Source organism: Streptomyces sp. NPDC012935 (genome assembly GCF_042900345.1).
GTDB lineage: Bacteria > Actinomycetota > Actinomycetes > Streptomycetales > Streptomycetaceae > Streptomyces.
In genome coordinates, this window is the sequence record NZ_JBIBBC010000002.1 from 725,148 (window position 1) to 750,778 (window position 25,631).

Below are 25,631 nucleotides of genomic sequence, written 5' to 3' on the forward strand. Positions count from 1 at the left end.
AAGTGCGGACAGGTAACCATCGATGGGGCTCACGAGCGACAAGGTGCTGGCGCTGGCGGTGTCGGCCGCCGTAGGGCTGTTCGTCGGCACGGTGTGGCTGTGGCCACGGCTGGCACGGCGCGGCTGGCGGGCCGTGGGCGGGCGCGTCTGCCTGCTGTTCTCCACGCAGTTGGCGCTCTTCGCGGCGGTCGGTCTCGGCGCCAACCAGGCCTTCGGGTTCTACGCCAGCTGGGCCGACCTCTTCGGTCAGGAGGACGAACTGGGCGTCGTCGTGGACCACACGCCCGAGCGCGGGCCGCTCAGGGTTGTCGACACCCGGCGGGTGCCGGGGGCGGCGAGCGCGCGGCCGCAAGTGGGCGGGCAGATCCAGAAGGTCGGGATCGTGGGCCGTACGACGCGGATCGCGACGCCGGCGTACGTCTATCTGCCGCCCGAGTATTTTCAGCCGCAGTTCCGCACGCGTACGTTCCCGGCGGCCGTCGTTCTCACCGGATATCCGGGTACGGCACAGGCGCTGGTGGACAAGCTGGACTATCCCCGAACGGCCGGGAGGCTTGCCGCGGACGGACGTATGCAGCCGATGATCCTGGTGATGATGCGGCCCACTGTGGCGCCGCCGCGGGACACGGAGTGCGTGGACATTCCCGGGGGTCCGCAGACCGAGTCCTTCTTCGCGAAGGATCTGCCCGCGGCCGTGAGCGGGCACTACAGGGTGGGGCGTGAACCGGGTGGCTGGGGCATCATCGGGGACTCCACGGGCGGCTACTGCGCGTTGAAGCTCGCCATGCACCATCCCCGGGTGTACGCCGCCGGGGCGGGGCTTTCCGCGTACTACAAGGCGCCGATCGACGCCACGACGGGCGATCTCTTCCACGGCGACGAGGAACTGCGCAATCAAGCGGACCTGTGGTGGTGCCTCGAGCACATGCCGGCGCCGGACACTTCACTGCTGGTCAGCAGCAGCAAAGTTGGAGAATCCAACTACAAGGACACGTTGAAGTTCATTGAACGCGTGAAGGCCACGAAGCTGACACGGATCTCGTCGGTCATCCTTGAAAGCGGCGGGCACAACTTCAACACCTGGCGGCGGGAGATTCCGGGGACGTTGGAGTGGGTGAGTGGGCGGTTGAGCGGGTGAGTGGTGATGCGTGCGTGAGTGGCGGCAGGGCTTTGTGATCTTGGTTCCTGGTTAATTCGGGGCGGATCTGATTGCCGATGCACTGTGAACGACTCGGGATGGCTGTGTTTTTACGGGGTGGGGCGCCAAGATTCGCCTACGCGCGGTAAGTTTCTGGCCATGCCACGTGGACGTCACCGTCATTCCCCGCCCTTGCACAGGCTGCTGCCCCCGTCGGCGATCGCAGGCGTATCCGTTGTCTGTGCCCTTGCGCCCTGGGTGTTCACCGAGCCCATGGTGCTGCGCGGCCTTGCCGCGGCCGCCGCGGCGACGGCGGTCGTCGGCGGGGTCGTCATGCGCCGCTGGGACGCGCAGGCGGGCAAGCAGGTCGCCGACCTCACGCGCGCGCGTGCGAGCGATGAGTGGCGGCACGAGGAACGGGTCGCCGAGCTGGAGACCGACCTCGAGGAGTCGCGCGAGCTGCGGGTGAAGCTGGAGCAGCGGCTGCGGGCCAAGCGGGCCGAGCTTGCGGGGCTGCGCAATGAGCATGCGTCGCTGCTGCGGCGGTACGCCACTGCGGAGACCGAGCGGGCGAGCGTGCTGGAGGAACGGCGGGTTCTGGAGATAGAGGCGGGGGCGCCCGCGCGGGCGTTGCCGCCGGGGGCCGTGCCGGGGCCGGTTGACGGGGTGGGGGCTGTGGCTGTCCCTGCGGATGTCGAGGCCGGCTCCGAGGGTGCTGCGGTTGGGAGCGAGGCCCAGGCTGAGGCCGACGCCGAGGGCGCCGAGGTCGAGGCCGCCGAGGAGGCGTCGGCGGCTTCTGCTGTCTTCTCGCCCAAGGGGTCCCGGCTGTTCCTGCGCGCCAAGGAGGCGTTGGCGCGGTTCGACGAGGACGGGGAGTCCCTGACGGAGGAGTCCTCGAAGAGCGAGTCCTCGAAGGGCGAGCCGATCAAGGGCGAGGTCATGAAGGGCGAGCCCACGAAGGGCGCGTCCTCGAACGACGAGCCGCCGACGGATGAGCCGCCGAACAACGAGCCTCCCAAGGGCGACGCGCCTTCCAACGACGAGTCGGTGAAGACCGGTTCGGGGACCGCCGAGGCGGAGGCGAGGGACGCTGCCGGGGCCGAGACTGAGCCTGCGTCGGAGGATGACGCGCAGGGGAAGCCCGAGGCGGCCGACGGGCATGAGCGCGCGGCCGCCGGCACCCCGACGGGCGCGGTGGCCCGCACCGCCCAGCCTGCGCCTCCCGCCCGGCCTGCCCCTCCTGCGGCCCAGCAGCCGTCCGGGCACTTCATCGCGCCGACTGCCGTGGCCGTCGTGCCGGCGACGCCAATGCGGCGTCCGGCGGTCCAGGGTGGCTTCGACTTCTTCGGTACCAAGCGGGCTGAGTCCTCCGCGTTGGAGTCCGTCCAGAACGAGGACCTCGCTGATGTCGTGGGCCAGGAAGCGCTGGCCCTGCACAAGGCCGAGGCCGAGGCGGAGTTCAAGCCTGCGGACGCGGAGTCCCGGGGGATCGGGCAGGTCATCGACCTGACGGCTCATGACGAGACCGAGCAGATCGATGTGCAGGGATTGCGCAGCGCGGTTTCCTGACGGATGCCTGCGGCGGCCCGCTCGGTCGAGTGGGGGTTCGCCCAGCGCCTGACGGGCCGTTGCCGGGCGGGGCGGCCGTGCCGGAGGGCGCGCCCTTACGTCATCCAGCGGTCCGGGCGGGCGTCTCTGCGGCCCGTGCGGGACCGTTCTGCCTGGCTGCGCAGCAGCGCGGCCGCGTCCTCGGCGTCTCTCAGGCGGGCGGTCACTGTCTTGTTGGCTCCCGTGTCCACGTGGACGTCGGCGACTCCCCACAGGCGCTTCCAGGGGCCCTGGGTGAGGCGAACGCTCTGGACCTTGGCATGGGGGACCAGGGCCAGGCTCCGGCGGAAGAGGCCGGTTCGGGCGGCGAAGACCGAGTCCGTGACGGACAAGCCGTAGCCGCGCCACCACAGCGGCATGCACCGGGCAGCGCGTCGCGGCGAGCGGGACAGAGCGGCGGCGGGGGGAACCGTCGTGCCCGGGAGTACGTGAGCGACCACTGACTCGGCCACCTCGCGCGGGGCGACCGGGAGCAGGACGGAGTTGGACGAGCCCGCCACGTCCAGTTCCACCCGCACCCAGCCGCGCCGGCGCCACAGCAGCGGTTCGACGATCCGTACGGTCTGGACGCGGCCGGGCGGCACCGTCTCATGTGCGCGGTCCAGCAGGCCGTGGTCGATGCGCAGGCCGTCCGGCGACTCGCCCACCGTCCAGTCGTACTCGGCGACGAACCGCCCCACACTGCTCGCCCCTGCCGCGCCGATCAGCGGAACCGCGGTCGCCAGGACCGTCCACACGCTCTCGGTGACCAGCCAGAGGACGGTCGGTACGAGGACCGCCGCGGCCAGCGTTCCCCAGGTGGCGCCGGTCAGGACGAGGGAGATCGCCAGGACGGCGGGGGGAACGCGCAGGAGCCGGCGGGAGGGCGCCTCTCCTACCTCGTGCGCCGTCTCGGGGGCGAAGCCGGCGGCGCGGGCGAGGAGTTCCGCGCGGAGCGTGCGTGCATCGTCCGCGTCCAGGAAGGCAAGTTCGTCCTTTTTGTTCGTGCCTATGACGTCCAACTTGAGCTTGGCCACGCCCGCCACGCGCGCGAGCAGGGGCTGGGTGATGTCGACGGCCTGGATGCGTTCCAGCCGGATGTGCGCGGTGCGGCGGAAGAGCAGTCCGGTGCGGATGCGCAGTTCGGTGTCCGTCACCGCGAAGTGTGTGAACCACCAGGTGAGGAAGCCGTACATGGCCGCCGCGGGGACGAGCACCGCCAGCGCGAGCAGGAGTGTGGTGGTGGTCAGTCTGGTCAGCTGGCGTTGCGCCTGGTCCGGGTCGTGCACCGCCCAGCCGATGAGTACGGCGATCGGTGCCCACGCGCGCCTGAGCGGTGTCACCGGGTGCAGCCGGCGTTCCGTCACGGGTTGTTTCTCGCGTATGGCGTCGTCGACGCCCTGCGCCGTCACAGCCCCGCCGATCGGGCCTCGCCCAGTTCGGTGAGCCGGTCGCGCAGGCGTTCCGCCTCCGCCGGGTCCAGGCCGGGGATGGTCGCGTCGGTCGCGGCGGCCGCCGTGTGCAGTTGCACGCTGGCCAGGCCGAAGTGCCGCTCCACCGGCCCGGACGTCACCTCGACCAGCTGCATCCGGCCGTACGGCACGATCGTCTCCTCGCGCCACAGCACGCCCCGGCTGATCAGCAGGTCGTCGGCTCGCTCGGCGTATCGCCACGAACGCCAGTTACGGCCCAGCATCACCCAGCCCCACGCCATCAGCGGCAGCGGCAACGCGGCGAAGGCCGCCCAGGCGGGTCCCGCCAGCAGGCCGAGCAGCAGGCCCAGACCGATGGTCAGCAGACCCAGCCACACCACCAGCAACAGTCGGCGCATGCGCAGCAGGCCCGGCGGCAGCCCCCTCCACCCCGGCTCGGCCGCCCCCAGCTCGTCTCCCGCAGTCCCCGTACTCTCCGGGCTCCCCGTCTCCATGAGGCCAGCGTACGTAGGAGAGACTGTGTCCATGACTCCTACGACGGAGACCATGGTCGGTATCGGCGGCGCCGCGGAGAGCACCGACATGGTGCTCAACATCGGCCCCCAGCACCCGTCCACGCATGGCGTGCTGCGCCTCAAGCTCGTGCTCGACGGTGAGCGCATCGTACGGGCGGAGCCGGTGATCGGGTACATGCACCGGGGAGCGGAGAAGCTTTTCGAAGCCCGCGACTACCGGCAGATCATCATGCTCGCCAACCGGCACGACTGGCTGTCGGCGTTCTCCAACGAGCTCGGCGTCGTCCTCGCCGTGGAGCGCATGCTCGGCATGGAGGTGCCCGAGCGGGCGGTGTGGACCCGGACGCTGCTCGCGGAGCTCAACCGGGTGCTGAACCACCTGATGTTCCTCGGGTCGTATCCGCTGGAGCTGGGTGGGATCACGCCGATCTTCTACGCCTTCACGGAGCGCGAGGAGCTCCAGCATGTGATGGAGGAGGTCTCCGGCGGGCGGATGCACTACATGTTCAACCGGGTCGGAGGCCTGAAGGAGGACCTGCCGGCCGGGTGGGCCACGCGTGCGCGTGCCGCCGTCGCCGATGTGCGCTCGCGCATGGACCGGTTCGACGATCTGGTGCTGGGCAACGAGATCTTCCGGGGGCGTACGCGTGGCGTGGGGGCCCTCACGCCGGAGGCCGTGCACGCGTACGGCGTGAGCGGACCGATCGCGCGCGCCTCGGGCGTGGACTTCGACCTGCGGCGCGACGAGCCGTATCTCGCCTACGGCGAGCTGGGGGACGTGCTGCGGGTGGTGACCCGCGACGAGGGCGACTGCCTTGCCCGCTTCGAGTGCCTCCTGGAGCAGACCCACGTCTCCCTCGACCTCGCCGACGCCTGCCTGGACCGGCTCGCCGAGCTGTCGCCCGGGCCGATCAACCAGCGGCTGCCCAAGGTGCTGAAGGCGCCCGAGGGCCACACGTACGCGTGGACCGAGAACCCGCTCGGCATCAACGGCTACTACCTCGTCAGCAAGGGCGAGAAGACGCCGTACCGGCTGAAGCTGCGCTCGGCTTCGTACAACAACATCCAGGCGCTGGTCGAGCTGCTGCCGGGCACTCTGGTCGCGGACATGGTGGCGATCCTGGGGTCGATGTTCTTCGTGGTGGGGGACATCGACAAGTAGGCGACAAGTAGGCGACAAGTAGTCGGCAGATGGTCGGCAGGTGGTCGGGCGCTGTCAGTCCGCCAGTACGTCCGGAATTCCGACCGGCTGCAGCAGCCAGCCGAAGTCTCCCAGTCCGGCCGTCGCCGTGAGCTCGGCGGCCTCTCCCGCGGTCGCGAGGGCGCGAACGTACTCGGTGGGGTTTGTGGAGGCCAGTTCGAGCGGGGGGCGTGCGCCTGTGATGCCCACGGCGTGCAGTGCCGCGCGCTGGGACACCAGGCGGGCGCCCGGCAGCGCGCACGCCCTCGCGCACGCGTCCAGGGCCACGTGTGCCGTGATGTCGCACGAACCGTCCGGCACGGGCACCGTCTCGCGCCCCTCGCGGAAGCCGGTGAGCGTCCCGAAGGGCGGGCGTGCGGGCGCCGTGTGCGCGTAGTCCACGGCGACCGCGAGCCCCTGGTCCAGGGTCGCCACGGCTGCGGCCCAGGCCTCGTCCCGCGGGAGCCCGATCTCGGCCCGCGCCCCCTGCGCGCCCCCCAGCGGCCACCAGCGTGCGAGCCACTCCGCCTCCGCACCGGCGACCGGCTCCCCGAGTCGCTCGGTCCCGTCCCGCCGTACGAGAACCAGGCGGGGTACGCCCGCCGAGTCCACCTCCGCGACCTCGAGGGGGACGTTGTCCAGCCACTCGTTGGCGAACAGCAGGCCCTTGATCCGGTGCGGCGGCTCGGACCTCCACTCGATCCGGTGATCCAGGGTCTGCGGGCGGTCGGCGAGCTCGACGGCGTACGCACGCGTGCGTGCCGCCACATCGTCCGGCAGGGCCGCCAGCACGCCGGTGACCAGCTCACCCAGCCCCGCCGCCATGTCGACGAAGTCGAGCCGCTCAGGGCGGCCCAGGGCTTCGTCGACCCGGCACAGCAGCCGGGCCACGGCAACGGCGAAGAGCGGCGACGCGTGGACGGACGTACGGAAGTGGCCGGCGGGGCCCTCGGGGCGGCGGTAGAAGCCGTCCGGCCCGTAGAGGGCGGCTTCCGCCGCCGTCCGCCACCCGCGCCACTCGCCCGTCGCCACTTCTGTCACCGGCCCAGGCTAAGCGCACAGGAGAACGCAGCCTCCACCTTGCGGAGTACGCGCGGGTAGTGCGGATCGGCCCTCCGGTTGACCCGTGCACGCATCTGGCTTCCCTACGCTGGGTTACGTGCAGCGCCTCTATGACTTCCTCCGCAGGCACCCGACATGGGTCGACAGCTTCTGGGCCGTCCTCCTCTTCGGGATCTCTGTGGTGAGCGTGGCCGTCCGCGAGGAGGGCGGGCAGGATCTGCCGGGCACCTCCTCCGAGGCGGTCGTCGTCCCGGTCCTCCTCCTGCTGGGCCTGGTGATCGCGCTGCGCCGCCGCATGCCGGAGAGAATGCTGGTGCTGGCCATCGTCGTTGGGCTGGCGCAGCTGGTGCTGAACGTGGCGCCGACGCCTGTCAACTTCGCGTTCCTGGTGATCACCTACACCGTGGCCGCGACCGGCGCCCGCTGGGCGTCCCGGCTCGCGCTGGGCGCCGGCCTGTGTGCGGCGCCCCTGGCACAGACGCGCTGGCCGGAGCAGGACTCCAGCGTGCTGGGCAATGTGGCGCTGGTGATCTTCCTGACGGTGCCGTTCGCGCTCGCCTGGGTGCTCGGCGACTCGATCCGTACCCGTCGCGCCTACTACGAGCAGCTCGAGGAGCGCGCGACCCGGCTCGAGAAGGAGCGCGAGGCGCAGGCCAAGGTCGCGGTCGCCGCCGAACGCGCCCGGATCGCGCGCGAGCTGCATGACGTCGTCGCGCACAACGTGTCCGTGATGGTCGTGCAGGCAGACGGCGCCGCCTACGTCCTCGACTCCGCCCCGGACCAGGCCAAGAAGGCCCTGGAGACCATCTCCTCCACCGGCCGCCAGGCCCTCGCCGAGATGCGCCGCCTGCTCGGGGTGCTGCGCACCGGCGAGCACCAGGAGAGCGGCGAGTACGTCCCGCAGCCCGACGTCGAGCAGATCGACGACCTCATCCAGCAGTGCCGCAGCTCCGGCCTGCCGGTCGACTTCAAGGTCGAGGGCACCCCGCGCCCGCTGCCCAGCGGCGTCGAACTCACGGCGTACCGCATCGTGCAGGAGGCCCTGACCAACACGCGCAAGCACGGCGGGCCGAACACGGGCGCCAGCGTGCGCCTGGTCTACTTCGACGACGGGCTCGGCCTGCTCGTCGAGGACGACGGCAAGGGCGCCCCGCACGAGCTGTACGAGGACGGCGGCGCCGACGGCAGTGGCCACGGCCTGATCGGTATGCGCGAGAGGGTCGGCATGGTCGGTGGCACCCTGGACGCGGGGCCACGGCCGGGCGGAGGATTCCGCATCAGTGCGCTGCTGCCGCTCAAACCAGCAAACTGACGCTTGCGCATGCGCTTTGTTGACACCTGTAACGGCCCTGTAGACGGATACGAAAGACACGGAAGAGGACCCCGATGACGATCCGCGTGATGCTCGTCGACGACCAGGTGCTGCTGCGCACCGGGTTCCGGATGGTGCTTGCGGCCCAGCCGGACATGGAGGTCGTCGCGGAGGCGGGAGACGGCGTCGAGGCCCTCCAGGAGCTGCGCGCGACCCCCGTCGACGTCGTGCTGATGGACGTACGCATGCCGAAGCTGGACGGCGTGGAGACCACCCGCCGCATCTGCTCGGACCCCGAGCCGCCCAAGGTGCTGATCCTGACCACCTTCGACCTCGACGAGTACGCCTTCTCCGGCCTGAAGGCGGGCGCCTCCGGCTTCATGCTCAAGGACGTGCCGCCCGGCGAACTCCTCGCCGCCATCCGCGCGGTGCACAGCGGCGACGCGGTGGTCGCCCCGTCGACGACCCGGCGCCTGCTGGACCGGTTCGCGCCCATGCTGCCCTCCAGCGGCAACGAGCCCAAGCACAAGGAGCTGGAGCGGCTCACCGACCGGGAGCGCGAGGTCATGGTGCTGGTCGCCCAGGGCCTGTCGAACGGCGAGATCGCGGCCCGGCTGGTCCTGTCCGAGGCGACGGTGAAGACCCACGTCGGCCGCATCCTGACCAAGCTGGGGCTCAGGGACCGGGTGCAGGTGGTCGTCCTCGCGTACGAGACGGGTCTGGTGCGGGCCGGCGGGCGCGGCTGACGCACGGTGGGCGTGACTCCCGCGTGACCGGTGCCCACTAGGGTCTGCGCATGCTCCTGTGGATCAACGGCCCTTTCGGGGGCGGCAAAACACAGACCGCGTACGAGATCCAGCGCCGCCTGCCCGGCAGCGTGGTCTGCGACCCCGAACACGCGGGCTTCGGGCTGCGGCGGACACTTCCGCCCGAACTGCGCGGGGACTTCCAGGACTTGAGCTCCTGGCGGCAGGGCGTCGTCGAGGTCCTGGACCTCGCCCTCACCAAGCACGACGGTGTGGTGATCGCGCCCATGACGGTCACCGACTCCGGCTACTTCGAGGAGACCGTGGGCCGACTGCGCGAACTAGGGCATGACGTACGGCACTTCACGCTCCTCGCCGAGCGCGAGACGGTCCTGAAGCGGCTGCGTGAGCGGGGGTTCGGGCACCTTCTTCAGTACGTCGCCGGAAAGAACGTCGGCAAGAACGCCGGCAAGAACATCGGGCAGAACGCCGGGCTGCGCCGCGAGAGCTGGGCCGTCCAGCAGCTCGACCACTGCCTGGAGCGGTTGCGGGAGCCGGAGTTCGCCGAGCATCTGTGGACGGACCACTCGACCGTGCCGAAGACGGCGGACCGCATCGCCGTCCTGGCCGGGCTGCGGCTGAGGCCCAACAACGAGGGCGCGCTGCGCACACGGCTGCGGCAGGCGAGGGTCGGGATCAGGCACATCCGCTTCGACTGAGCCGTGGGCGCAGGAGGGGAGCGCTCAGCGCAGCACCCCCTCCAGGAAGTCGCTGCCGAGCCGGGCGACCACCGTCACGTCCAGCTGGTGCAGGACGTACCGCCCCCGGCGGCGGGTGGTGATCAGGCCCGCCTTCTTCAGCACGCCCAGGTGCCGGGATATCTCCGGCGCCGTCACGCCGTGCGCCTGCGCCAGCTCGCCCGTGGTGTACGCGCTGCGGGCGAGATTGCGGCAGATACGCATGCGCACGGGGTGGGAGAGCGCGGTCATGCGCAGGGCCAGCTGCTCGACCGTGGGCGGGGCGGCGAGCTCCGGGGAGCCGACCGGGTAGTGCAGCACCGGCTGCCAGGCGTAGCGGTGCAGGACCATCAGGTGCGGCCAGCCCAGGCTCGTCGGGACGAGAAGGAGACCGCCGTCCCCCGTGGCCGTACGCCCATTGCCCAGCTTGTCGACCGTGATCCGCGCGGCGGCCTCGTCGAGAGTGACCGCCGGTGACACCGCGGCCAGCGTCTCCGCCAGGCCCTTGTGCCGCAGGAGGTCCGTCTTGTGGCGGGCGTCCGCCGTGAGCTGGTGGCGCAGCCGGGACCAGGTATCGGCGAAGAAGGCCTCCTCGCAGTCCTGGAGGAACTGCCGCAGCCAGGCCCGGATCCGCGGCGGATCGAACAGCAGCCGCTCGCTGAACCGCATCTGCTGCGGCCCGCGCGCGGCGGCGAGGTCCAGGGCGCGCCGCCGCACACCGGCGTCGGAGAGTGCGTCCGGCCCGCGCGTGCTGTACGGCAGGGCGCAGGTGAACTCCAGGGCCGCATCCACGAACTGCTCGTCCGTCAGCTTGTCCAGCTGGTCCAGCTCCTCCGCCAGCGTGGCGCCCGGGAGGGCGTTGCGGCCCGGGATGCCGGCGAAGGGCAGAAACAGGTCGGAGAACGTCGACCGCCACAGGAAGTCGGCCTCGCACATCCGGTCGGCCAGGTGCGAGTCCAACCGGGCCGTCACGCCCGTCACCCAGCCCTGCAGGCCCGGGTGGTGCCCCGGCTCCGACAACGCGTGCAGCGCCATGCCGAGCTCGGCCAGGGGCGAGGGCACGACGGCGACCCTCTCCGGCCGCAGCCCCGCGATGTCGATGGTCACGCTCATGCCCTCATGGTGCACCCCGCCACTGACAACGCGGCCGTCGATTGACGACGGCCGTCAATCGACGCGACGTGACGGCCGTGGTGAGGCAACTCTGAGAGCACCGGGGCAGCCGCGGAGCCCGATCCCCCACATGTCATGTCTGCCTACGTCCACGTCCCGAGAAGGGGATCCGCCATGAGCATCACGCAGCAGTACCTCCTCGACACCTACCGCGCCCGCCGGCTCGGCGAGCCCGCCCCTCCGGCGCCGGGCGCCCATGACTGGCAGGTCGTTCGCGAGTGGCGCGACCACCGCGACTTCAGGGCGGTCCTCGCCGGCCGGCCGGCGCGCGGGCGGCTACGGCAGGCCCTGGGCCGCCGGCTGCATGCACGGCCGCGTTCTACGGGCTGACCGCCATGCCGGCCTCCTCGGTCAGCCGGGCCGTGAACTGGGCGGCCGCCGCCTTCACGTCCTCGGCCGTCCACTCCAGCCCGGCGGCCCGCACGTAGACCTCGGTGCAGGCAAGCCCCGGCCCCTTGGCCTCCCAGCCCTGGGCGAACAGGAGGGTCTTCGTCTCCTCGGCCTGCCGGACCGCGGCCTCCGCGAGGACGTCGGCGTCGTACGGCAGCCAGACTTGGAAGTCGTTCGTGTGCGGCGGCTCGGGGTGGATCCTTGTCCACGGCACCCCGGCCGCCGCGAACCCCTCGCGCAGCGCGGCGGCCACCACGCGCGCGTGAGCCACGTACTCGGGCAGCCGGGGCAGCTCCCGCTCCAGGCCGGCGAGCGCCGACAGCGCGGTGGGGAACTGCTGGAACACCGAGCCGCCGTAGCGGTGCCGCCAGGCCTTCGCCTCGTCCACCAGCGTCTTCGGACCGGCGAGGGCCGCGCCGCCGAAGCCGTCGAGGGACTTGTAGAACGACACGTACACGCTGTCCGCCAGATCCGCGATCTCCTCCAGGGTGCGGTCGAAGTGGACGGTGGACTCCCACAGGCGCGCGCCGTCGAAGTGCACCACCGCATCGCGCTCGCGCGCAGCCGCCACCAACTCCGTGAGCTCCTCCCACGAGGGCAGCACGAAACCGGCGTCCCTGAGGGGAAGTTCGAGCATCAGCGCCCCGAAGGGCTCGTCGAACTCGCGGACCTCGGCGGCGGTCGGCAGCCGCGGCTCGCTCGTCACGCGGACCGGGCGCAGACCGCTGACCTGGCTGAACGCGTTGCGCTCGTGCACCTCGGGGTGGGCCAGCGCATGGAGGGCGACGGTCGGATCGCCGGTACGGCCCGCCCAGCAGCGCAGGGCCACCTGCTGGGCCATCGTGCCCGTCGGGAAGAACGCGGCGGCCTCCTTGCCGAGCAGCCCGGCGGTCTTCTCCTCCAAAGCCTCGACGATGCCGTCGCCGTAGAGGTCCGACTGCTCGTCCAGGTCGTGCAGATCCAGCGCACGCGCCTCGTCCAGGAGCGCCAGGCGCTCGCGCAGGGTGCCCAGGAAGCCGGGGCGCGCGAGCACACGCTGCGCGCTGCGGTAGGCGGCGATGCGCCGTTCACGGCGCCGTTTGCGCCGCTCGTCGTCCGACATCGGCTCACCCGACAATTGCTCGCCGGACGTCCCCTCGTCCTGCTCCGCCCCTGCCCGCTGCCTGCTCTGCTCCGCCGCATCGCTCATGCCCCGGATCATCCCCCGCGCCTTCCCGGGCGGGCATCCGCATTTCCGCACGCCGGCCCAGCCCTCCCGTACGAGCGCGAAGCGCCGCCGTGAGGGCGCGTGGGGCGTGTGGAAACCCACAGCCTGTGGACAACCGAACGCCTCTCGAACCGATCGCGTTAACATGACGAGAAATCGTCCGGTACCCGGAGCGGACTGGAACGGGAAGGCCGCCGTCGAGTGAGTACAAGCCAACAGCCAGATCCCAGGGACCGCCCCGCGCGGCTCACCGTCGGTGTCGTCGGCGCCGGCCGCGTGGGCCCCGCACTCGCCGCGTCCCTCCAGCTCGCCGGGCACCGCCCGGTGGCCGTCTCCGCGGTCTCCGACGCCTCCCGGCGGCGGGCCGCGCAGCTGCTCCCCGACGTGCCGCTCGTGCCGCCCGCCGAGGTGCTCGCCCGCGCCGAGCTGGTGCTGCTGACCGTCCCGGACGACACGCTGCCCGGGCTGGTCGAGGGCCTCGCCGAGACCGGTGCCGTACGACCGGGTCAGCTGCTGGTGCACACCTCCGGGCGGTACGGCGCGAAGGTCCTGGACCCCGCCCTGCGCGCCGGCGGCCTGCCGCTGGCCCTGCACCCGGCGATGACCTTCACCGGCACTCCCGTGGACGTCCAGCGCCTGGCCGGGTGCTCCTTCGGCGTCACCGCGCCCGAGGAGCTGCGCCTGGCCGCCGAGGCCCTCGTCATCGAGATGGGCGGCGAACCCGAGTGGATCGCCGAGGAGAGGCGACCGCTCTACCACGCGGCGCTCGCGCTGGGCGCGAACCACCTGGTGACGCTCGTCGCCCAGTCCATGGAGCTGCTGCGCGAGGCGGGCGTGGCGGCCCCCGACCGGATGCTCGGCCCGCTGCTCGGCGCCGCCCTCGACAACGCCCTGCGCTCCGGCGACGCGGCTCTCACGGGCCCGGTCGCGCGCGGGGACGCGGGCACCGTCGCCGCGCACGTCACGGAACTGCGCAGGCACGCCCCGCAGGCCCTCGCCGGCTATATGGCGATGGCACGCGCGACCGCCGACCGGGCGCTCGCCCACGGACTGCTCAAGCCGGAGCTCGCCGAGGACCTCCTCGGGGTACTCGCCGACGGGACCGACGGCACCGAGGGAGACGCCCGATGACGACCCTGCTGCGCACCGCCGACGAACTGCACGCACGCACCCGTGCCGGCCGCCGCGCCGTCGTGATGACCATGGGCGCCCTGCACGAGGGCCACGCCACCCTGATCCGCACCGCGCGCACCATCGCCGGCCCGCAGGGCGAGGTCGTCGTCACCGTCTTCGTGAACCCCTTGCAGTTCGGCGAGGGCGAGGACCTCGACCGCTACCCGCGCACCCTGGACGCCGACCTCAAGATCGCCGAACAGGCGGGCGCCGACGCCGTGTTCGCGCCCTCCGTGGACGAGGTCTACCCGGGCAGGCGACCCCAGGTCCGCATCAGCGCCGGCCCCATGGGCGACAGCCTGGAGGGCGCCTCGCGCCCCGGCCACTTCGACGGCATGCTCACCGTCGTCGCCAAGCTGCTCCACCTCACCCGGCCCGACGTCGCCCTGTACGGCCAGAAGGACGCCCAGCAACTCGCCCTGATCCGCCGCATGGTGCGCGACCTGAACTTCGGCGTCGAGATCGTGGGCGTCCCGACCGTGCGCGAGGAGGACGGCCTCGCGCTCTCCAGCCGCAACCGATACCTCTCGCCCAAGGAGCGGCACACGGCACTCGCGCTGTCCCAGGCCCTGTTCGCCGGCCGCGACCGGCACGCGGCACAGGAGGCGCTGCGCGCGCGGGCACGCGAAGTGCCCGCCACACGCGCGCGTGCGGAAGCGCTCAGCGCCATAGGGGAGTCCCGCGCGGCGGCCGACGCACACGCCGTCGCCAAAGCGGTCCCCGGCGCCCCGGCGGCCGTGCGCGCCGCCGCCCGCCTGCTCCTCGACGAGGCCGCCCGCCTCGACCCGCCGCTCGAACTGGACTACCTCGCGCTCGTCGACCCGTCCGACTTCACCGAGATCGACGACGACTTCACCGGCGAGGCCGTCCTCGCCGTCGCTGCCCGGGTCGGGGCCACCCGGCTGATCGACAACCTCCCCCTCACCTTCGGAGCCGCCTCGTGACCAGCACAGGCATACGACTGCACGCGCCCGCGCCCGGGTGGTCCATCACCGCGGACGTCGTGGTCGTCGGCTCCGGCGTCGCGGGCCTCACCGCCGCACTGCGCTGCGAGGCCGCCGGCCTGACGACCGTCGTCGTCACCAAGGCCCGTCTCGACGACGGCTCCACCCGCTGGGCCCAGGGCGGCATCGCCGCCGCCCTCGGCGAGGGCGACACCCCGGAACAGCACCTCGACGACACCCTGGTCGCGGGCGCGGGCCTGTGCGACGAGGACGCCGTCCGCATCCTCGTCACCGAGGGTCCCGACGCCGTACGCCGCCTCATCGAGACCGGCGCCCACTTCGACGAGTCGGAGGAAGGCGGCCTGGAGCTCACCCGCGAGGGCGGCCACCACCGCCGACGTATCGCCCACGCAGGCGGGGACGCGACCGGCGCGGAGATCTCCCGCGCCCTGGTCGAAGCGGTACGCGCGCGTGGCTTGCGCACGATCGAGAACGCCCTGGTCCTCGACCTCCTGACGGACGCAGAGGGCCGTACGGCGGGCGTCACCCTGCACGTCATGGGCGAGGGCCAGCACGACGGCGTGGGCGCGGTGCACGCGCCCGCGGTCGTCCTCGCGACCGGCGGCATGGGCCAGGTCTTCTCGGCGACGACGAACCCGTCGGTGTCGACCGGCGACGGCGTGGCCCTGGCGCTGCGCGCGGGCGCCGAGGTGAGCGACCTGGAATTCGTCCAGTTCCACCCCACGGTCCTGTTCCTCGGCCCGGACGCCGAGGGCCAGCAGCCCCTGGTCTCCGAGGCCGTACGCGGCGAGGGCGCCCACCTGGTCGACGCCGACGGCGTGCGCTTCATGGTCGGACAGCACGAACTTGCCGAACTCGCCCCCCGGGACATCGTCGCCAAGGGCATCATGCGACGCATGCAGGAGCAGGACGCGGAACACATGTTCCTCGACGCCCGCCACTTCGGCGCGGACATGTGGGAGCACCGCTTCCCGACGATCCTCGCCGCCTGCCGCGTGAACGGCATCGACCCGGTCACCACCCCCATCCCGATCGCCCCGGCCGCCCACTACGCATCCGGCGGCGTACGCACCGACTCCCAGGGCCGTACGACCGTCCCCGGCCTGTACGCGTGCGGCGAGGTCGCCTGCACGGGCGTGCACGGCGCCAACCGCCTGGCCTCCAACTCACTCCTCGAAGGCCTGGTCTACGCCGAGCGCATCGTGGCCGACATCGCGGCCGCCCGTGCGGCCAACGGCCTGCACGCGCGCGTGCCGCACCCGGTGCCCTACCCCGAGACCCCCGAGCACCCCCTGCTCGCCCCCGAGGCCCGCTTTGCGATCCAGCGGACGATGACCGACGGCGCCGGGGTCCTGCGCTCCGCAGCCTCCCTGGCCAAGGCCGCCGAGCAGATCCAGCAGCTGCGCACCGAGGCCCGCGACGCCCTCGCCGAGAACGGCAAGACGGCCGAGCCCGGCGTGGACACGTGGGAGGCCACGAACCTCCTGTGCGTGGCCCGGGTCCTGGTGGCCGCGGCGCAGCTCCGCGAGGAGACCCGGGGCTGCCACTGGCGCGAGGACGAGCCCGACCGTGACGACGTGGCATGGCGCCGCCACATCGTCGTACGCCTGAACCCGGACCGCACACTGGCCGTGCACACCACAGACACCGCAGACTTCCCCCCGACCCGTCCCCAGGAGCAGTGACAGCAGTGACCACCCCCGACCTTCCCCTCGCCTCGACCGGCGGCTGCGGCGACGGCTGCGCCTGCGGTGCCGACGAGGAGTATCTGGAGTGCGGCCTCGACCCCGCGCTCGCCCAGCTCCTGGCCGACGCGGGCCTCGACCCGGTCGAGGTCGAGGACATCGCGAACGTGGCCATCCAGGAGGACCTGGCCCACGGCGAGGACGTGACGACGGTCGCGACCATTCCCGAAGAGGCCGTCGCCACCGCCGACTTCGTCGCGCGTGAGGCGGGCGTCGTGGCGGGCCTCAGGGTCGCCGAGGCGGTGGTCTCGATCGTCTGCGAGGACGAGTTCGAGGTGGAGCGCCATGTCGAGGACGGCGACCGCGTGACCGAGGGCCAGAAGCTCCTCTCGATCACCACCCGCACCCGCGACCTCCTGACGGCCGAGCGCAGCGCCCTGAACATCCTGTGCCGCCTGTCGGGCATCGCGACGGCCACACGCGCGTGGGCGGACGTACTGGACGGCACGAAGGCGAGGGTCCGGGACACCCGCAAGACCACCCCCGGTCTGCGGGCCCTGGAGAAGTACGCGGTCCGCTGCGGAGGCGGAGTGAACCACCGCATGTCGCTCTCGGACGCTGCCCTGGTCAAGGACAACCACGTCCTGGCGGCAGGCGGCGTGACCCAGGCCTTCAAGGCGGTCCGCGAAGCCTTCCCGGACCTCCCGATCGAGGTCGAGGTGGACACCCTCCACCAGCTCCGCGAAGTGGTGGACGCGGGCGCGGACCTGATCCTCCTGGACAACTTCACGCCGGGCGAGTGCGAGGAGGCGGTGTCGATCGTGCACGGCCGAGCGGCACTCGAAGCATCGGGCCGCCTGACCCTGGCCAACGCCAAGGCGTACGCGGACACGGGCGTCGACTACCTGGCCGTAGGGGCCCTCACCCACTCCTCGCCGATCCTGGACATCGGCCTGGACCTGCGAGCGGCGGAGTAGGGACGGGCATGCTCCTCACGATCGACGTAGGCAACACGCACACCGTCCTCGGGCTGTTCGACGGCGAGGACATCGTCGAGCACTGGCGCATCTCGACGGACGCCCGCCGCACCGCCGACGAACTGGCGGTCCTGCTCCAGGGCCTGATGGGCATGCACCCGCTCCTCGGCGACGAGCTGGGCGACGGCATCGACGGAATCGCCATCTGCGCCACCGTCCCCTCCGTCCTTCACGAACTGCGCGAAGTGACCCGCCGCTACTACGGCGACGTCCCCGCGGTCCTCGTCGAACCGGGAGTGAAGACGGGCGTCCCCATCCTCACGGACAACCCCAAGGAGGTCGGAGCCGACCGCATCATCAACGCGGTGGCAGCGGTCGACCTCTACGGCGGCCCGGCCATCGTCGTCGACTTCGGTACGGCGACGACGTTCGACGCGGTGAGCGCGCGCGGCGAGTACATCGGCGGTGTCATCGCCCCCGGCATCGAGATCTCGGTCGAGGCCCTCGGCGTCAGGGGCGCCCAGCTCCGCAAGATCGAGGTCGCCCGCCCCCGCAGCGTCATCGGCAAGAACACGGTCGAGGCCATGCAGTCCGGCATCATCTACGGCTTCGCCGGCCAGGTGGACGGCGTCGTCAACCGTATGGCCCGCGAACTCGCCGAGGACCCTGAGGACGTCACGGTCATCGCCACGGGCGGCCTGGCCCCCATGGTCCTGGGCGAATCCTCGGTCATCGACGAACACGAGCCGTGGCTGACCTTGATCGGCCTCCGCCTGGTCTACGAACGCAACGTCTCCCGTATGTGACTCCACCGGCGTGGCGCTGGGGGCCCCGGTCCCCGCTCCGGCCCTCGCCCTCGAATTCCCCCAGGGCCCCAGACGGCCTGACCGGCACCGCGTCGCACAAGGGCCATGGCGGCGTCCCCCCACCGGGCCGCGGCCGCCCATGGCGGCAAGGGGGCCGTGCCGGGGCGACGGCACCCCCCGGCGGGCTGGATGGCCGGGACCGGCGTCGCACAGCGGCCATGGCGGCATCCCCCCACCGGGCCGCAGTCGCCCATGGCGGCAAGGGGCCGTGCCGGGCGAAGGCACCCCAGACGGGCTGGTGGCCGGCATCGGCGTCGCGCAACGGCCATGGCGGCGTCCCCCCACCGGGCCGCAGTCGCCCATGGCGGCAAGGGGCCATGCCGGGGCGAAAGCACCCCAGACGGGCTGGAGGCCGGGACCGGCGTCGCACAGCGGCCGAAGCGGCGGCGCGCCCCCACCGGGCCGCACCCGCCCACGGCGGCAAGGGGACGTGCCGGGGGGTGTCCGCCCGCAGTGGCCGGCGTCAAGAAACGGCACCACCCTGCCCAACTCCCACCGCCGGTCCGAGGACGGACACCCCCCGGCGCGGGCCCCCCGCGCCGGCCCCCCCCCCCCCCCCCCCCCCCCCCCCCCCCCCCCCCCCCCCCCCCCCCCCCCCCCCCCCCCCCCCGGCGCGGCCCCGACCCACCCACCGCCCCGCAGGCGCTACGCGCACCCCCACCCAACCCCCACAGGCCGCCGCAGGCATCCCACCCCCGGCACCCCCACCACCCGAGTGGCTCCCCACGCCACACCCACCCCACCTATGCCGCGTTTGTCTGATTAGCGCGTATCGTCGGCCCATGCCCACGCCATACGGATCCCGCGGTGCCATGGCGTTCGGCGCGGAGGAGCTGCGTGTGCTCCGCCGCGCTCTCGCCCTCGCCCTACACCCCAGCCCTGCCTCGGCCGAGGATGTCCAGGACTGCCTCCGCCTCGCCGAGTCGCTCGACGAGGCAATGCGTGAGGGCGCCCGGCTGCGTGCCTTCCTGACGGCCGACCTCGCCCGCTACCGCGCCGCCCTCCCCGGCGCCGCAGCCGGCTACCTCACCCTCCTGGAGGAGGCCCTCGGTGCCGGGCACCCCCCGACCGCCGACGACCTCGCCGCCCTGCGCGCCCTGCGCGGCAACCCCACCGCGGCCGCCCTCCTCACCCGTTGCCAGGCACTGGCAGAACAGGACGTACGAGCCCGTCTCGCGCGCGGCACCACCCACCCGGCCACTCCTGCCAAGCCGGCCATCCCCGCGTCCCGTACCCACCTCCTGGCCCTCCCCGGAGGCCTCCGGGGCGACCGCCCCCACCCCCCGGTCGACCTCCCGGCGCAGGCAGCGGGCCAGGACCCCGCCAAGCCGCCCAGGAAGAAGCCGGCAGAAAAGCCGGCCACCCCCAAACCCGACCCCGGTCCCGGCCCCGGCCCCGAGCGCACACCCCCCGCCCCCAAGCCGGCGCGCCCCATCCCCACCCCCGGCGAGGTCTTCCCCCGCCGCAAACCGACCCCACCCCCTGCGAACCCGCCCCAGCAGCTCGCCGCAGGCTGAGACGCGAACCACCGGGCGCGAACCACTGAGACGCGAACCACCGGGCGCGAACCACTGAGGCGCGAACCACTGAGGCGCGAACCACCGGGCCGAGCCGCTGAGGCGCGACACCACCCCCCAACCCCCAACCCCCGCCCCGCCCGCCCTCACCGCCTGGCTACCCTGGACGCATGGACTACGTCTCCGCACTCCTCCCCCCGGCCGTCATGGCCGTGTTCTTCATCGGTGTGATCAGGGTGATCGTGAAGACCCAGGGCGGAGCCAACAAGGCCAAGGAGGACGCGGCCGTGGACGCCGCCCTCGCGCGCGTGGAGGGCACCCGCCAGGCCTCGGCGACCCCCGACGCCTGAACCCGGCGTACGACTCCAAGCTCACCGCTTTCCGAGTCGTACGCCCTTTTTGTTCGTGTTTGCTGGAGAAAGAGCCCGTCCGGCAAGCCAACGCCCGGATCTCCCACTATTGTGCGAGCTGTGCCTCGCCCATTGGGAGAACTCGAAGACGCGGTCATGACGCGGGTGTGGAAGTGGAACCGCCCGGTGACCGTTCGAGAAGTCCTGGAAGATCTTCAGCAGGAACGGTCCATCGCGTACACCACGGTGATGACCGTTTTGGACAATCTCCATCAGAAGGGCTGGGTACGCCGCGAGGCGGAAGGCCGGGCCTATCGATATGAGGCGGTCTCCACCCGAGCCGCCTACGCCGCCGCCCTGATGAACGACGCCTGGTCGCAGAGCGACAACCCCGCCGCCGCACTCGTCGCCTTCTTCGGCATGATGAGCGAGGAACAGCGCCAGGCCCTGCGCAACGCCGTACGCATCGTCCAGGGCCCGGAAACGCCCGAACCCACGGAAGCGCCGGATACACGCCGCGTTACGGGCATCGATACAAGCGCTGCCGCCGATACCACCAGCGCGGATACCAGCGGCGATACCAGCACCGATACCGCCCCGGATACCCGTGCCGATACCGCCCCCGAGAACCCCGCCTCGGCGCCGGAGCGCGACGGGCGATAGCGTCCGCTCATGTCCGCAGAGAGCCACTCGGCCGAGAGTCCCGCGGCTCAGAGCCCAGAAGTCACCGCAAAAGCCATCACCGTCCGGCGGGCGCGTACCGGCGATGTCCCTGTGGTGCGTCGTCTCCTTGACGAGTACGTCCGGCGCCGGATCCTGCTCGACAAAGCCACGGTGACGCTTTACGAGGACATCCAGGAGTTCTGGGTCGCGGAACGTGACGACAACGGCGAGGTCGTCGGCGCGGGCGCCCTGCACGTGATGTGGGAAGACCTGGCGGAAGTCCGCACACTGGCCGTGAAGCCCGGACTGAAGGGTGCCGGCGTCGGTCATCAGTTGCTGGAGAAGTTGCTGCACACCGCGCGCTGGCTCGGCGTTCGCCGCGTTTTCTGTCTGACCTTCGAAGTGGACTTCTTCGGCAAGCACGGCTTCGTCGAGATCGGTGAGACGCCGGTGGACACCGATGTCTACGCTGAGCTGCTGCGTTCCTATGACGAGGGCGTCGCGGAGTTCCTCGGTCTCGAACGAGTGAAACCGAACACCTTGGGCAACAGCCGGATGCTTCTGCATCTGTGATCGTCGCCCACTATTCCGACGGGTCACCCTGCCCAGGTGCCCTATGTCCGAAACGCGCATGTTTCCGGACCGCAGTCGGCCTGTGAGTCTCTCCCGGGGGTTTGTGTTTTTCCAGCAAAAGCGGTTTGCTTTCCGACGTACTGCAGTACTGCATATAACAGGGGACGGCGAAACGGCGGACGCCGCAGACCCCAGGCCCTCAAGTTATCGATGAAAGGAAATCCGGTGGCACAGAAGGTTCAGGTCCTTCTTGTCGACGACCTCGACGGCGGCGAGGCGGACGAGACCGTGACGTTCGCGCTGGACGGCAAGACGTACGAGATCGATCTCACGACCGGCAATGCGGACAAGCTCCGCGGCCTTCTCGAGCCTTACGTGAAGGGCGGTCGTCGTACCGGAGGCCGTGCTTCGGGTGGGCGCGGAAAGGCGCGCGCCACTTCCGGCGGCAGCCAGGACACCGCGCAGATCCGCGCGTGGGCCAAGGAGAACGGTTACGAGGTCAACGACCGCGGCCGCGTTCCGGCGTCCATTCGCGAGGCGTACGAGAAGGCCAACGCCTGATCCGGGCCGATGCCTGATCTACGGACAGGCCGAAGGCTGCACGCCCACGCGTCGCAGTCCCAGGCGGTGGCAGTGTGTCGCCACCGTGCCCACAACCCGCACGAGATCGGGGGCGCCCCCACCGCCCCCAAGGGCCGACAGCGTCGGCAGCGAGGCCTCGACCTCGCCTCCAGGCTCGGGGGGCCGCAGCCACACGGCGGCCCCCTGCACGGCATCGGAGCGGTCCAGGGGAAGCGACCGCACTCCGCACTGCCCCGGCAGGCCAGGACGCCGTACGGCTCCCCCAGGTCCCGAATCGACGGGGCACCGTACGGCCGCCACGGCCGTATCCGCACCCGTTGTGCCCGGCTCGACCGCGAGATGCCGCACGGGCGCGGGTGACCCGAGAGCCGCCGGCGACCGCACGGCAGTGACCGGCCGCCTCTCGGCCGGCAGCGGCGCCTCCATGAGCTCGCCCTCACCCAGCGCCGTCAGGTCCAGGGGCAGCGTGCCCCACTCCAGCCAGTCCAGCACCCCCGGCACCTCCTCCGCGCTGCCCGCGGCCAGGAGCAGCCGCATCCGGTCGCCCCGGAGGGCCACCGGCGAGTCCGGTGCCAGATGGCGCAGTGCTGCGCGGCCCGCCTCGGCGGGGACGTCCAGGACGTCGAAGCGCAGGCCCACGCGAAGGCTCAGCGGGGCTTCGGGTGTGGCGGGCACCACCGGCCAGCCCAGTTCGTTCTCGTACCAGCGGCGGACCTGATCGCTCGGATCGAGCGGCCGACGGGGGAGAGGAATCGAGGCGCGGTCCGTGGCGATCTTGGGGCGGGTGCCGACCATGCCAAGTGAAACCGCCGAATAGGCGTGCGGGTTACGCTGGGTGTTCTGACGGATGCGCAGAGTGTCTGAATGGGGGGCGTGCGGGGGTGTGGGGTGGCGCAAGGTTGTTCGCCCGTAGCGGAGGGAACCGGGGGGCGCGGCATGGAGTGTCAGTCCCAGCGGGTAAGACATCCCTAGTGGGAGGGGGCGACACGCAGGCAAGGTGGTCTTACGTTCGCCATCGGCGTACTGATGGAGAGGGTAAGTGCCTGGCCTGCGGGAACATCGTCTCGCACCATCGGGTTGGAGCAGATGTCGGCGTTCGGGGTCAGGAGGCCATCGACGGTGTCGGCAGTTGGAATGAGCGGTCCCCGCTTGCGGGACTAAGCTGCGGAAGGACAGGGAGGGGAAGTTCCCCCCACTGCCTGACCGCTCTGAGGAGCGATTAACGATGTTCGAGAGGTTCACCGACCGCGCGCGGCGGGTTGTCGTCCTGGCTCAGGAAGAAGCCCGGATGCTCAACCACAACTACATCGGCACCGAGCACATCCTCCTGGGCCTGATCCATGAGGGTGAGGGTGTCGCCGCCAAGGCCCTTGAGAGCCTCGGGATTTCGCTCGAGGCGGTCCGCCAGCAGGTGGAGGAGATCATCGGGCAGGGGCAGCAGGCCCCGTCCGGGCACATCCCCTTCACCCCCCGTGCCAAGAAGGTCCTGGAGCTGTCGCTCCGCGAGGCCCTTCAGCTGGGCCACAACTACATCGGCACGGAGCACATCCTGCTCGGCCTGATCCGTGAGGGCGAGGGCGTCGCAGCCCAGGTCCTGGTCAAGCTGGGCGCAGATCTGAACCGGGTGCGGCAGCAGGTCATCCAGCTGCTCTCCGGTTACCAGGGCAAGGAGACCGCCACCGCCGGCGGGCCTGCCGAGGGCACGCCCTCGACGTCCCTGGTCCTCGACCAGTTCGGCCGGAACCTCACCCAGGCCGCTCGTGAGTCCAAGCTCGACCCGGTCATCGGGCGCGAGAAGGAGATCGAGCGGGTCATGCAGGTGCTGTCCCGCCGTACCAAGAACAACCCGGTCCTGATCGGTGAGCCCGGCGTCGGCAAGACCGCCGTCGTCGAGGGCCTCGCTCAGGCCATCGTCAAGGGCGAGGTGCCCGAGACCCTCAAGGACAAGCACCTCTACACCCTCGACCTCGGCGCGCTGGTCGCCGGCTCCCGCTACCGCGGTGACTTCGAGGAGCGCCTGAAGAAGGTGCTCAAGGAGATCCGCACCCGCGGCGACATCATCCTGTTCATCGACGAGCTGCACACGCTGGTCGGTGCGGGTGCCGCCGAGGGCGCCATCGACGCGGCTTCCATCCTGAAGCCCATGCTGGCCCGCGGTGAGCTGCAGACCATCGGCGCCACCACGCTGGACGAGTACCGCAAGCACCTGGAGAAGGACGCGGCCCTCGAGCGCCGCTTCCAGCCCATCCAGGTCGCGGAGCCGTCGCTGCCGCACACGATCGAGATCCTCAAGGGTCTGCGTGACCGGTACGAGGCGCACCACCGCGTCTCGATCACCGACGAGGCGCTGGTCCAGGCCGCCACCCTGGCCGACCGGTACATCTCGGACCGCTTCCTGCCGGACAAGGCGATCGACCTGATCGACGAGGCCGGTTCCCGGATGCGTATCCGCCGGATGACCGCGCCGCCGGACCTGCGCGAGTTCGACGAGAAGATCGCCGGTGTCCGCCGGGACAAGGAGTCCGCGATCGACTCGCAGGACTTCGAGAAGGCCGCGTCCCTGCGCGACAAGGAGAAGCAGCTCCTGGCCGCCAAGGCCAAGCGGGAGAAGGAGTGGAAGGCCGGCGACATGGACGTCGTCGCCGAGGTCGACGGCGAGCTGATCGCCGAGGTCCTCGCCACGGCCACCGGCATCCCGGTCTTCAAGCTGACGGAGGAGGAGTCCTCGCGTCTGCTGCGCATGGAGGACGAGCTCCACAAGCGGGTCATCGGCCAGGTCGACGCCGTCAAGGCGCTGTCGAAGGCGATCCGCCGTACGCGTGCCGGTCTGAAGGACCCGAAGCGCCCCGGTGGCTCGTTCATCTTCGCCGGCCCGTCCGGCGTCGGTAAGACCGAGCTGTCCAAGGCGCTCGCCGAGTTCCTCTTCGGCGACGAGGACGCGCTGATCTCCCTCGACATGTCGGAGTTCAGCGAGAAGCACACGGTCTCGCGTCTCTTCGGTTCGCCCCCCGGCTACGTGGGCTACGAAGAGGGCGGTCAGCTGACCGAGAAGGTCCGCCGCAAGCCGTTCTCCGTCGTCCTCTTCGACGAGGTCGAGAAGGCCCACCCGGACATCTTCAACTCGCTGCTGCAGATCCTGGAGGACGGTCGCCTGACCGACTCCCAGGGCCGGGTCGTGGACTTCAAGAACACGGTCATCATCATGACGACCAACCTCGGCACCCGGGACATCTCCAAGGGCTTCAACCTGGGCTTCGCGGCCTCGGGCGACACGAAGAGCAACTACGAGCGCATGAAGAACAAGGTGTCGGACGAGCTCAAGCAGCACTTCCGCCCCGAGTTCCTCAACCGCGTCGACGACGTGGTCGTCTTCCCGCAGCTGACCCAGGACGACATCCTGCGGATCGTCGACCTGATGATCGGCAAGGTGGACGAGCGCCTGAAGGACCGGGACATGGGCATCGAGCTCTCCCAGTCCGCCAAGGAGCTGCTGGCCAAGAAGGGCTACGACCCCGTGCTGGGCGCCCGGCCGCTGCGCCGGACGATCCAGCGCGAGATCGAGGACTCGCTGTCGGAGAAGATCCTCTTCGGCGAGCTGCGTCCCGGTCACATCGTGGTCGTGGACACCGAGGGCGAGGGTGAGACCAAGACCTTCACCTTCCGCGGCGAGGAGAAGGCGGCGCTGCCCGACGTCCCGCCGATCGAGCAGGCGGCCGGTGGCACCGGTCCGAACCTGAGCAAGGAGGCGTAGCCGCGCGCTGCGTCTGAACCAAAGGGGCTGCCCCGGGACTTGTCCCGGG

24 protein-coding genes are annotated in these 25,631 nt (G+C 71.3%); 18 read left to right on the plus strand and 6 right to left on the minus strand.

What is annotated here, in order from left to right:
* The first annotated feature begins 22 nt into the window (after positions 1 to 22).
* Positions 23 to 1,138, plus strand: a complete 1,116-nt coding sequence (locus ACFY5C_RS08685) for an alpha/beta hydrolase (RefSeq protein WP_389442063.1) — start codon at positions 23 to 25, stop codon at positions 1,136 to 1,138.
* A 159-nt stretch (positions 1,139 to 1,297) separates the two neighbouring features.
* Positions 1,298 to 2,707 (plus strand): hypothetical protein, encoded by a 1,410-nt coding sequence (locus tag ACFY5C_RS08690; protein ID WP_389442066.1) that lies wholly within the window; start codon positions 1,298 to 1,300, stop codon positions 2,705 to 2,707.
* A gap of 95 nt (positions 2,708 to 2,802) precedes the next feature.
* Here ACFY5C_RS08690 and ACFY5C_RS08695 read toward each other — a convergent pair whose 3' ends face one another.
* Positions 2,803 to 4,137 carry a PH domain-containing protein gene (locus ACFY5C_RS08695; RefSeq protein WP_389442069.1) on the minus strand — a complete coding sequence of 445 codons (1,335 nt, stop codon included), beginning with the start codon at positions 4,135 to 4,137 and terminating at the stop codon, positions 2,803 to 2,805.
* Positions 4,134 to 4,652: a PH domain-containing protein gene (locus tag ACFY5C_RS08700; protein ID WP_389442072.1), complete on the minus strand. Its 519-nt coding sequence runs from the start codon at positions 4,650 to 4,652 to the stop codon at positions 4,134 to 4,136. Before ACFY5C_RS08700 ends, ACFY5C_RS08695 begins: the two co-directional genes overlap by 4 nt.
* Positions 4,653 to 4,683: 31 nt before the next feature.
* Between ACFY5C_RS08700 and ACFY5C_RS08705 the strand changes: the two genes are divergently transcribed.
* Positions 4,684 to 5,835: an NADH-quinone oxidoreductase subunit D gene (locus ACFY5C_RS08705; protein ID WP_389442075.1), complete on the plus strand. Its 1,152-nt coding sequence runs from the start codon at positions 4,684 to 4,686 to the stop codon at positions 5,833 to 5,835.
* A gap of 54 nt (positions 5,836 to 5,889) precedes the next feature.
* Here the strand turns inward: ACFY5C_RS08705 and ACFY5C_RS08710 are convergent, their stop codons facing one another.
* On the minus strand, positions 5,890 to 6,894 hold the full coding sequence (locus tag ACFY5C_RS08710; protein WP_389442078.1) for an SAM-dependent methyltransferase: 1,005 nt from the start codon (positions 6,892 to 6,894) through the stop codon (positions 5,890 to 5,892).
* A 118-nt stretch (positions 6,895 to 7,012) separates the two neighbouring features.
* Between ACFY5C_RS08710 and ACFY5C_RS08715 the strand changes: the two genes are divergently transcribed.
* The 3 genes from ACFY5C_RS08715 (at position 7,013) to ACFY5C_RS08725 (ending at position 9,692) form a co-directional block, all read left to right on the plus strand.
* Positions 7,013 to 8,227 (plus strand): sensor histidine kinase, encoded by a 1,215-nt coding sequence (locus ACFY5C_RS08715; protein WP_389442080.1) that lies wholly within the window; start codon positions 7,013 to 7,015, stop codon positions 8,225 to 8,227.
* A 74-nt stretch (positions 8,228 to 8,301) separates the two neighbouring features.
* On the plus strand, positions 8,302 to 8,973 hold the full coding sequence (locus tag ACFY5C_RS08720; RefSeq protein WP_389442083.1) for a response regulator: 672 nt from the start codon (positions 8,302 to 8,304) through the stop codon (positions 8,971 to 8,973).
* 50 nt (positions 8,974 to 9,023) lie between these two features.
* Positions 9,024 to 9,692 carry an AAA family ATPase gene (locus ACFY5C_RS08725; RefSeq protein ID WP_389442086.1) on the plus strand — a complete coding sequence of 223 codons (669 nt, stop codon included), beginning with the start codon at positions 9,024 to 9,026 and terminating at the stop codon, positions 9,690 to 9,692.
* Positions 9,693 to 9,716: 24 nt separating this feature from the next.
* Here ACFY5C_RS08725 and ACFY5C_RS08730 read toward each other — a convergent pair whose 3' ends face one another.
* A complete protein-coding gene (locus ACFY5C_RS08730; RefSeq protein ID WP_389442089.1) occupies positions 9,717 to 10,823 on the minus strand; it encodes a DUF5937 family protein in 1,107 nt (368 codons plus the stop codon).
* A 174-nt stretch (positions 10,824 to 10,997) separates the two neighbouring features.
* Here ACFY5C_RS08730 and ACFY5C_RS08735 point away from each other — a divergent pair, with 174 nt between their 5' ends.
* Entirely contained in the window at positions 10,998 to 11,213 is a 216-nt protein-coding gene (locus tag ACFY5C_RS08735) for a hypothetical protein (protein ID WP_389442092.1), read from the plus strand.
* Here the strand turns inward: ACFY5C_RS08735 and ACFY5C_RS08740 are convergent.
* Complete coding sequence (locus tag ACFY5C_RS08740; protein WP_389442093.1) at positions 11,203 to 12,462, minus strand: threonine aldolase family protein; 1,260 nt, start codon at positions 12,460 to 12,462, stop codon at positions 11,203 to 11,205. The genes ACFY5C_RS08735 and ACFY5C_RS08740 overlap by 11 nt on opposite strands.
* A gap of 219 nt (positions 12,463 to 12,681) precedes the next feature.
* Here ACFY5C_RS08740 and ACFY5C_RS08745 point away from each other — a divergent pair, with 219 nt between their 5' ends.
* From ACFY5C_RS08745 to ACFY5C_RS08790, 10 genes are all read left to right on the plus strand, one after another.
* Positions 12,682 to 13,611 (plus strand): Rossmann-like and DUF2520 domain-containing protein, encoded by a 930-nt coding sequence (locus tag ACFY5C_RS08745; RefSeq protein WP_389442095.1) that lies wholly within the window; start codon positions 12,682 to 12,684, stop codon positions 13,609 to 13,611.
* Complete coding sequence (panC, locus tag ACFY5C_RS08750; RefSeq protein ID WP_389442098.1) at positions 13,608 to 14,597, plus strand: pantoate--beta-alanine ligase; 990 nt, start codon at positions 13,608 to 13,610, stop codon at positions 14,595 to 14,597. The genes ACFY5C_RS08745 and panC overlap by 4 nt, the downstream gene beginning before the upstream one ends.
* Positions 14,594 to 16,303, plus strand: coding sequence for an L-aspartate oxidase (locus ACFY5C_RS08755; protein WP_389442100.1), 1,710 nt, complete (start codon positions 14,594 to 14,596; stop codon positions 16,301 to 16,303). Before panC ends, ACFY5C_RS08755 begins: the two co-directional genes overlap by 4 nt.
* A 5-nt stretch (positions 16,304 to 16,308) precedes the next feature.
* Positions 16,309 to 17,280, plus strand: coding sequence for a carboxylating nicotinate-nucleotide diphosphorylase (nadC, locus tag ACFY5C_RS08760; protein WP_389442237.1), 972 nt, complete (start codon positions 16,309 to 16,311; stop codon positions 17,278 to 17,280).
* A gap of 8 nt (positions 17,281 to 17,288) precedes the next feature.
* Entirely contained in the window at positions 17,289 to 18,086 is a 798-nt protein-coding gene (locus tag ACFY5C_RS08765; protein ID WP_389442102.1) for a type III pantothenate kinase, read from the plus strand.
* Between the two features lie 872 nt (positions 18,087 to 18,958).
* Positions 18,959 to 19,663 (plus strand): hypothetical protein, encoded by a 705-nt coding sequence (locus tag ACFY5C_RS08770; protein ID WP_389442239.1) that lies wholly within the window; start codon positions 18,959 to 18,961, stop codon positions 19,661 to 19,663.
* Positions 19,664 to 19,833: 170 nt separating this feature from the next.
* The gene (locus ACFY5C_RS08775; RefSeq protein WP_328425066.1) at positions 19,834 to 20,013 is read left to right on the plus strand and encodes a hypothetical protein; all 180 of its coding nucleotides are present in this window, start codon (positions 19,834 to 19,836) and stop codon (positions 20,011 to 20,013) included.
* Between the two features lie 156 nt (positions 20,014 to 20,169).
* On the plus strand, positions 20,170 to 20,676 hold the full coding sequence (locus ACFY5C_RS08780) for a BlaI/MecI/CopY family transcriptional regulator (protein WP_389442104.1): 507 nt from the start codon (positions 20,170 to 20,172) through the stop codon (positions 20,674 to 20,676).
* A gap of 9 nt (positions 20,677 to 20,685) precedes the next feature.
* On the plus strand, positions 20,686 to 21,249 hold the full coding sequence (locus ACFY5C_RS08785) for an amino-acid N-acetyltransferase (RefSeq protein ID WP_389442106.1): 564 nt from the start codon (positions 20,686 to 20,688) through the stop codon (positions 21,247 to 21,249).
* A 225-nt stretch (positions 21,250 to 21,474) separates the two neighbouring features.
* Positions 21,475 to 21,810 (plus strand): Lsr2 family protein, encoded by a 336-nt coding sequence (locus ACFY5C_RS08790; protein WP_328425060.1) that lies wholly within the window; start codon positions 21,475 to 21,477, stop codon positions 21,808 to 21,810.
* 18 nt (positions 21,811 to 21,828) lie between these two features.
* Here the strand turns inward: ACFY5C_RS08790 and ACFY5C_RS08795 are convergent, their stop codons facing one another.
* Positions 21,829 to 22,626, minus strand: a complete 798-nt coding sequence (locus ACFY5C_RS08795) for an SCO3374 family protein (RefSeq protein WP_389442109.1) — start codon at positions 22,624 to 22,626, stop codon at positions 21,829 to 21,831.
* A gap of 430 nt (positions 22,627 to 23,056) precedes the next feature.
* On the opposite strand from ACFY5C_RS08795, the gene ACFY5C_RS08800 reads away from it, so the two are divergent.
* On the plus strand, positions 23,057 to 25,582 hold the full coding sequence (locus tag ACFY5C_RS08800) for an ATP-dependent Clp protease ATP-binding subunit (protein ID WP_389442111.1): 2,526 nt from the start codon (positions 23,057 to 23,059) through the stop codon (positions 25,580 to 25,582).
* Positions 25,583 to 25,631 lie beyond the last annotated feature (49 nt).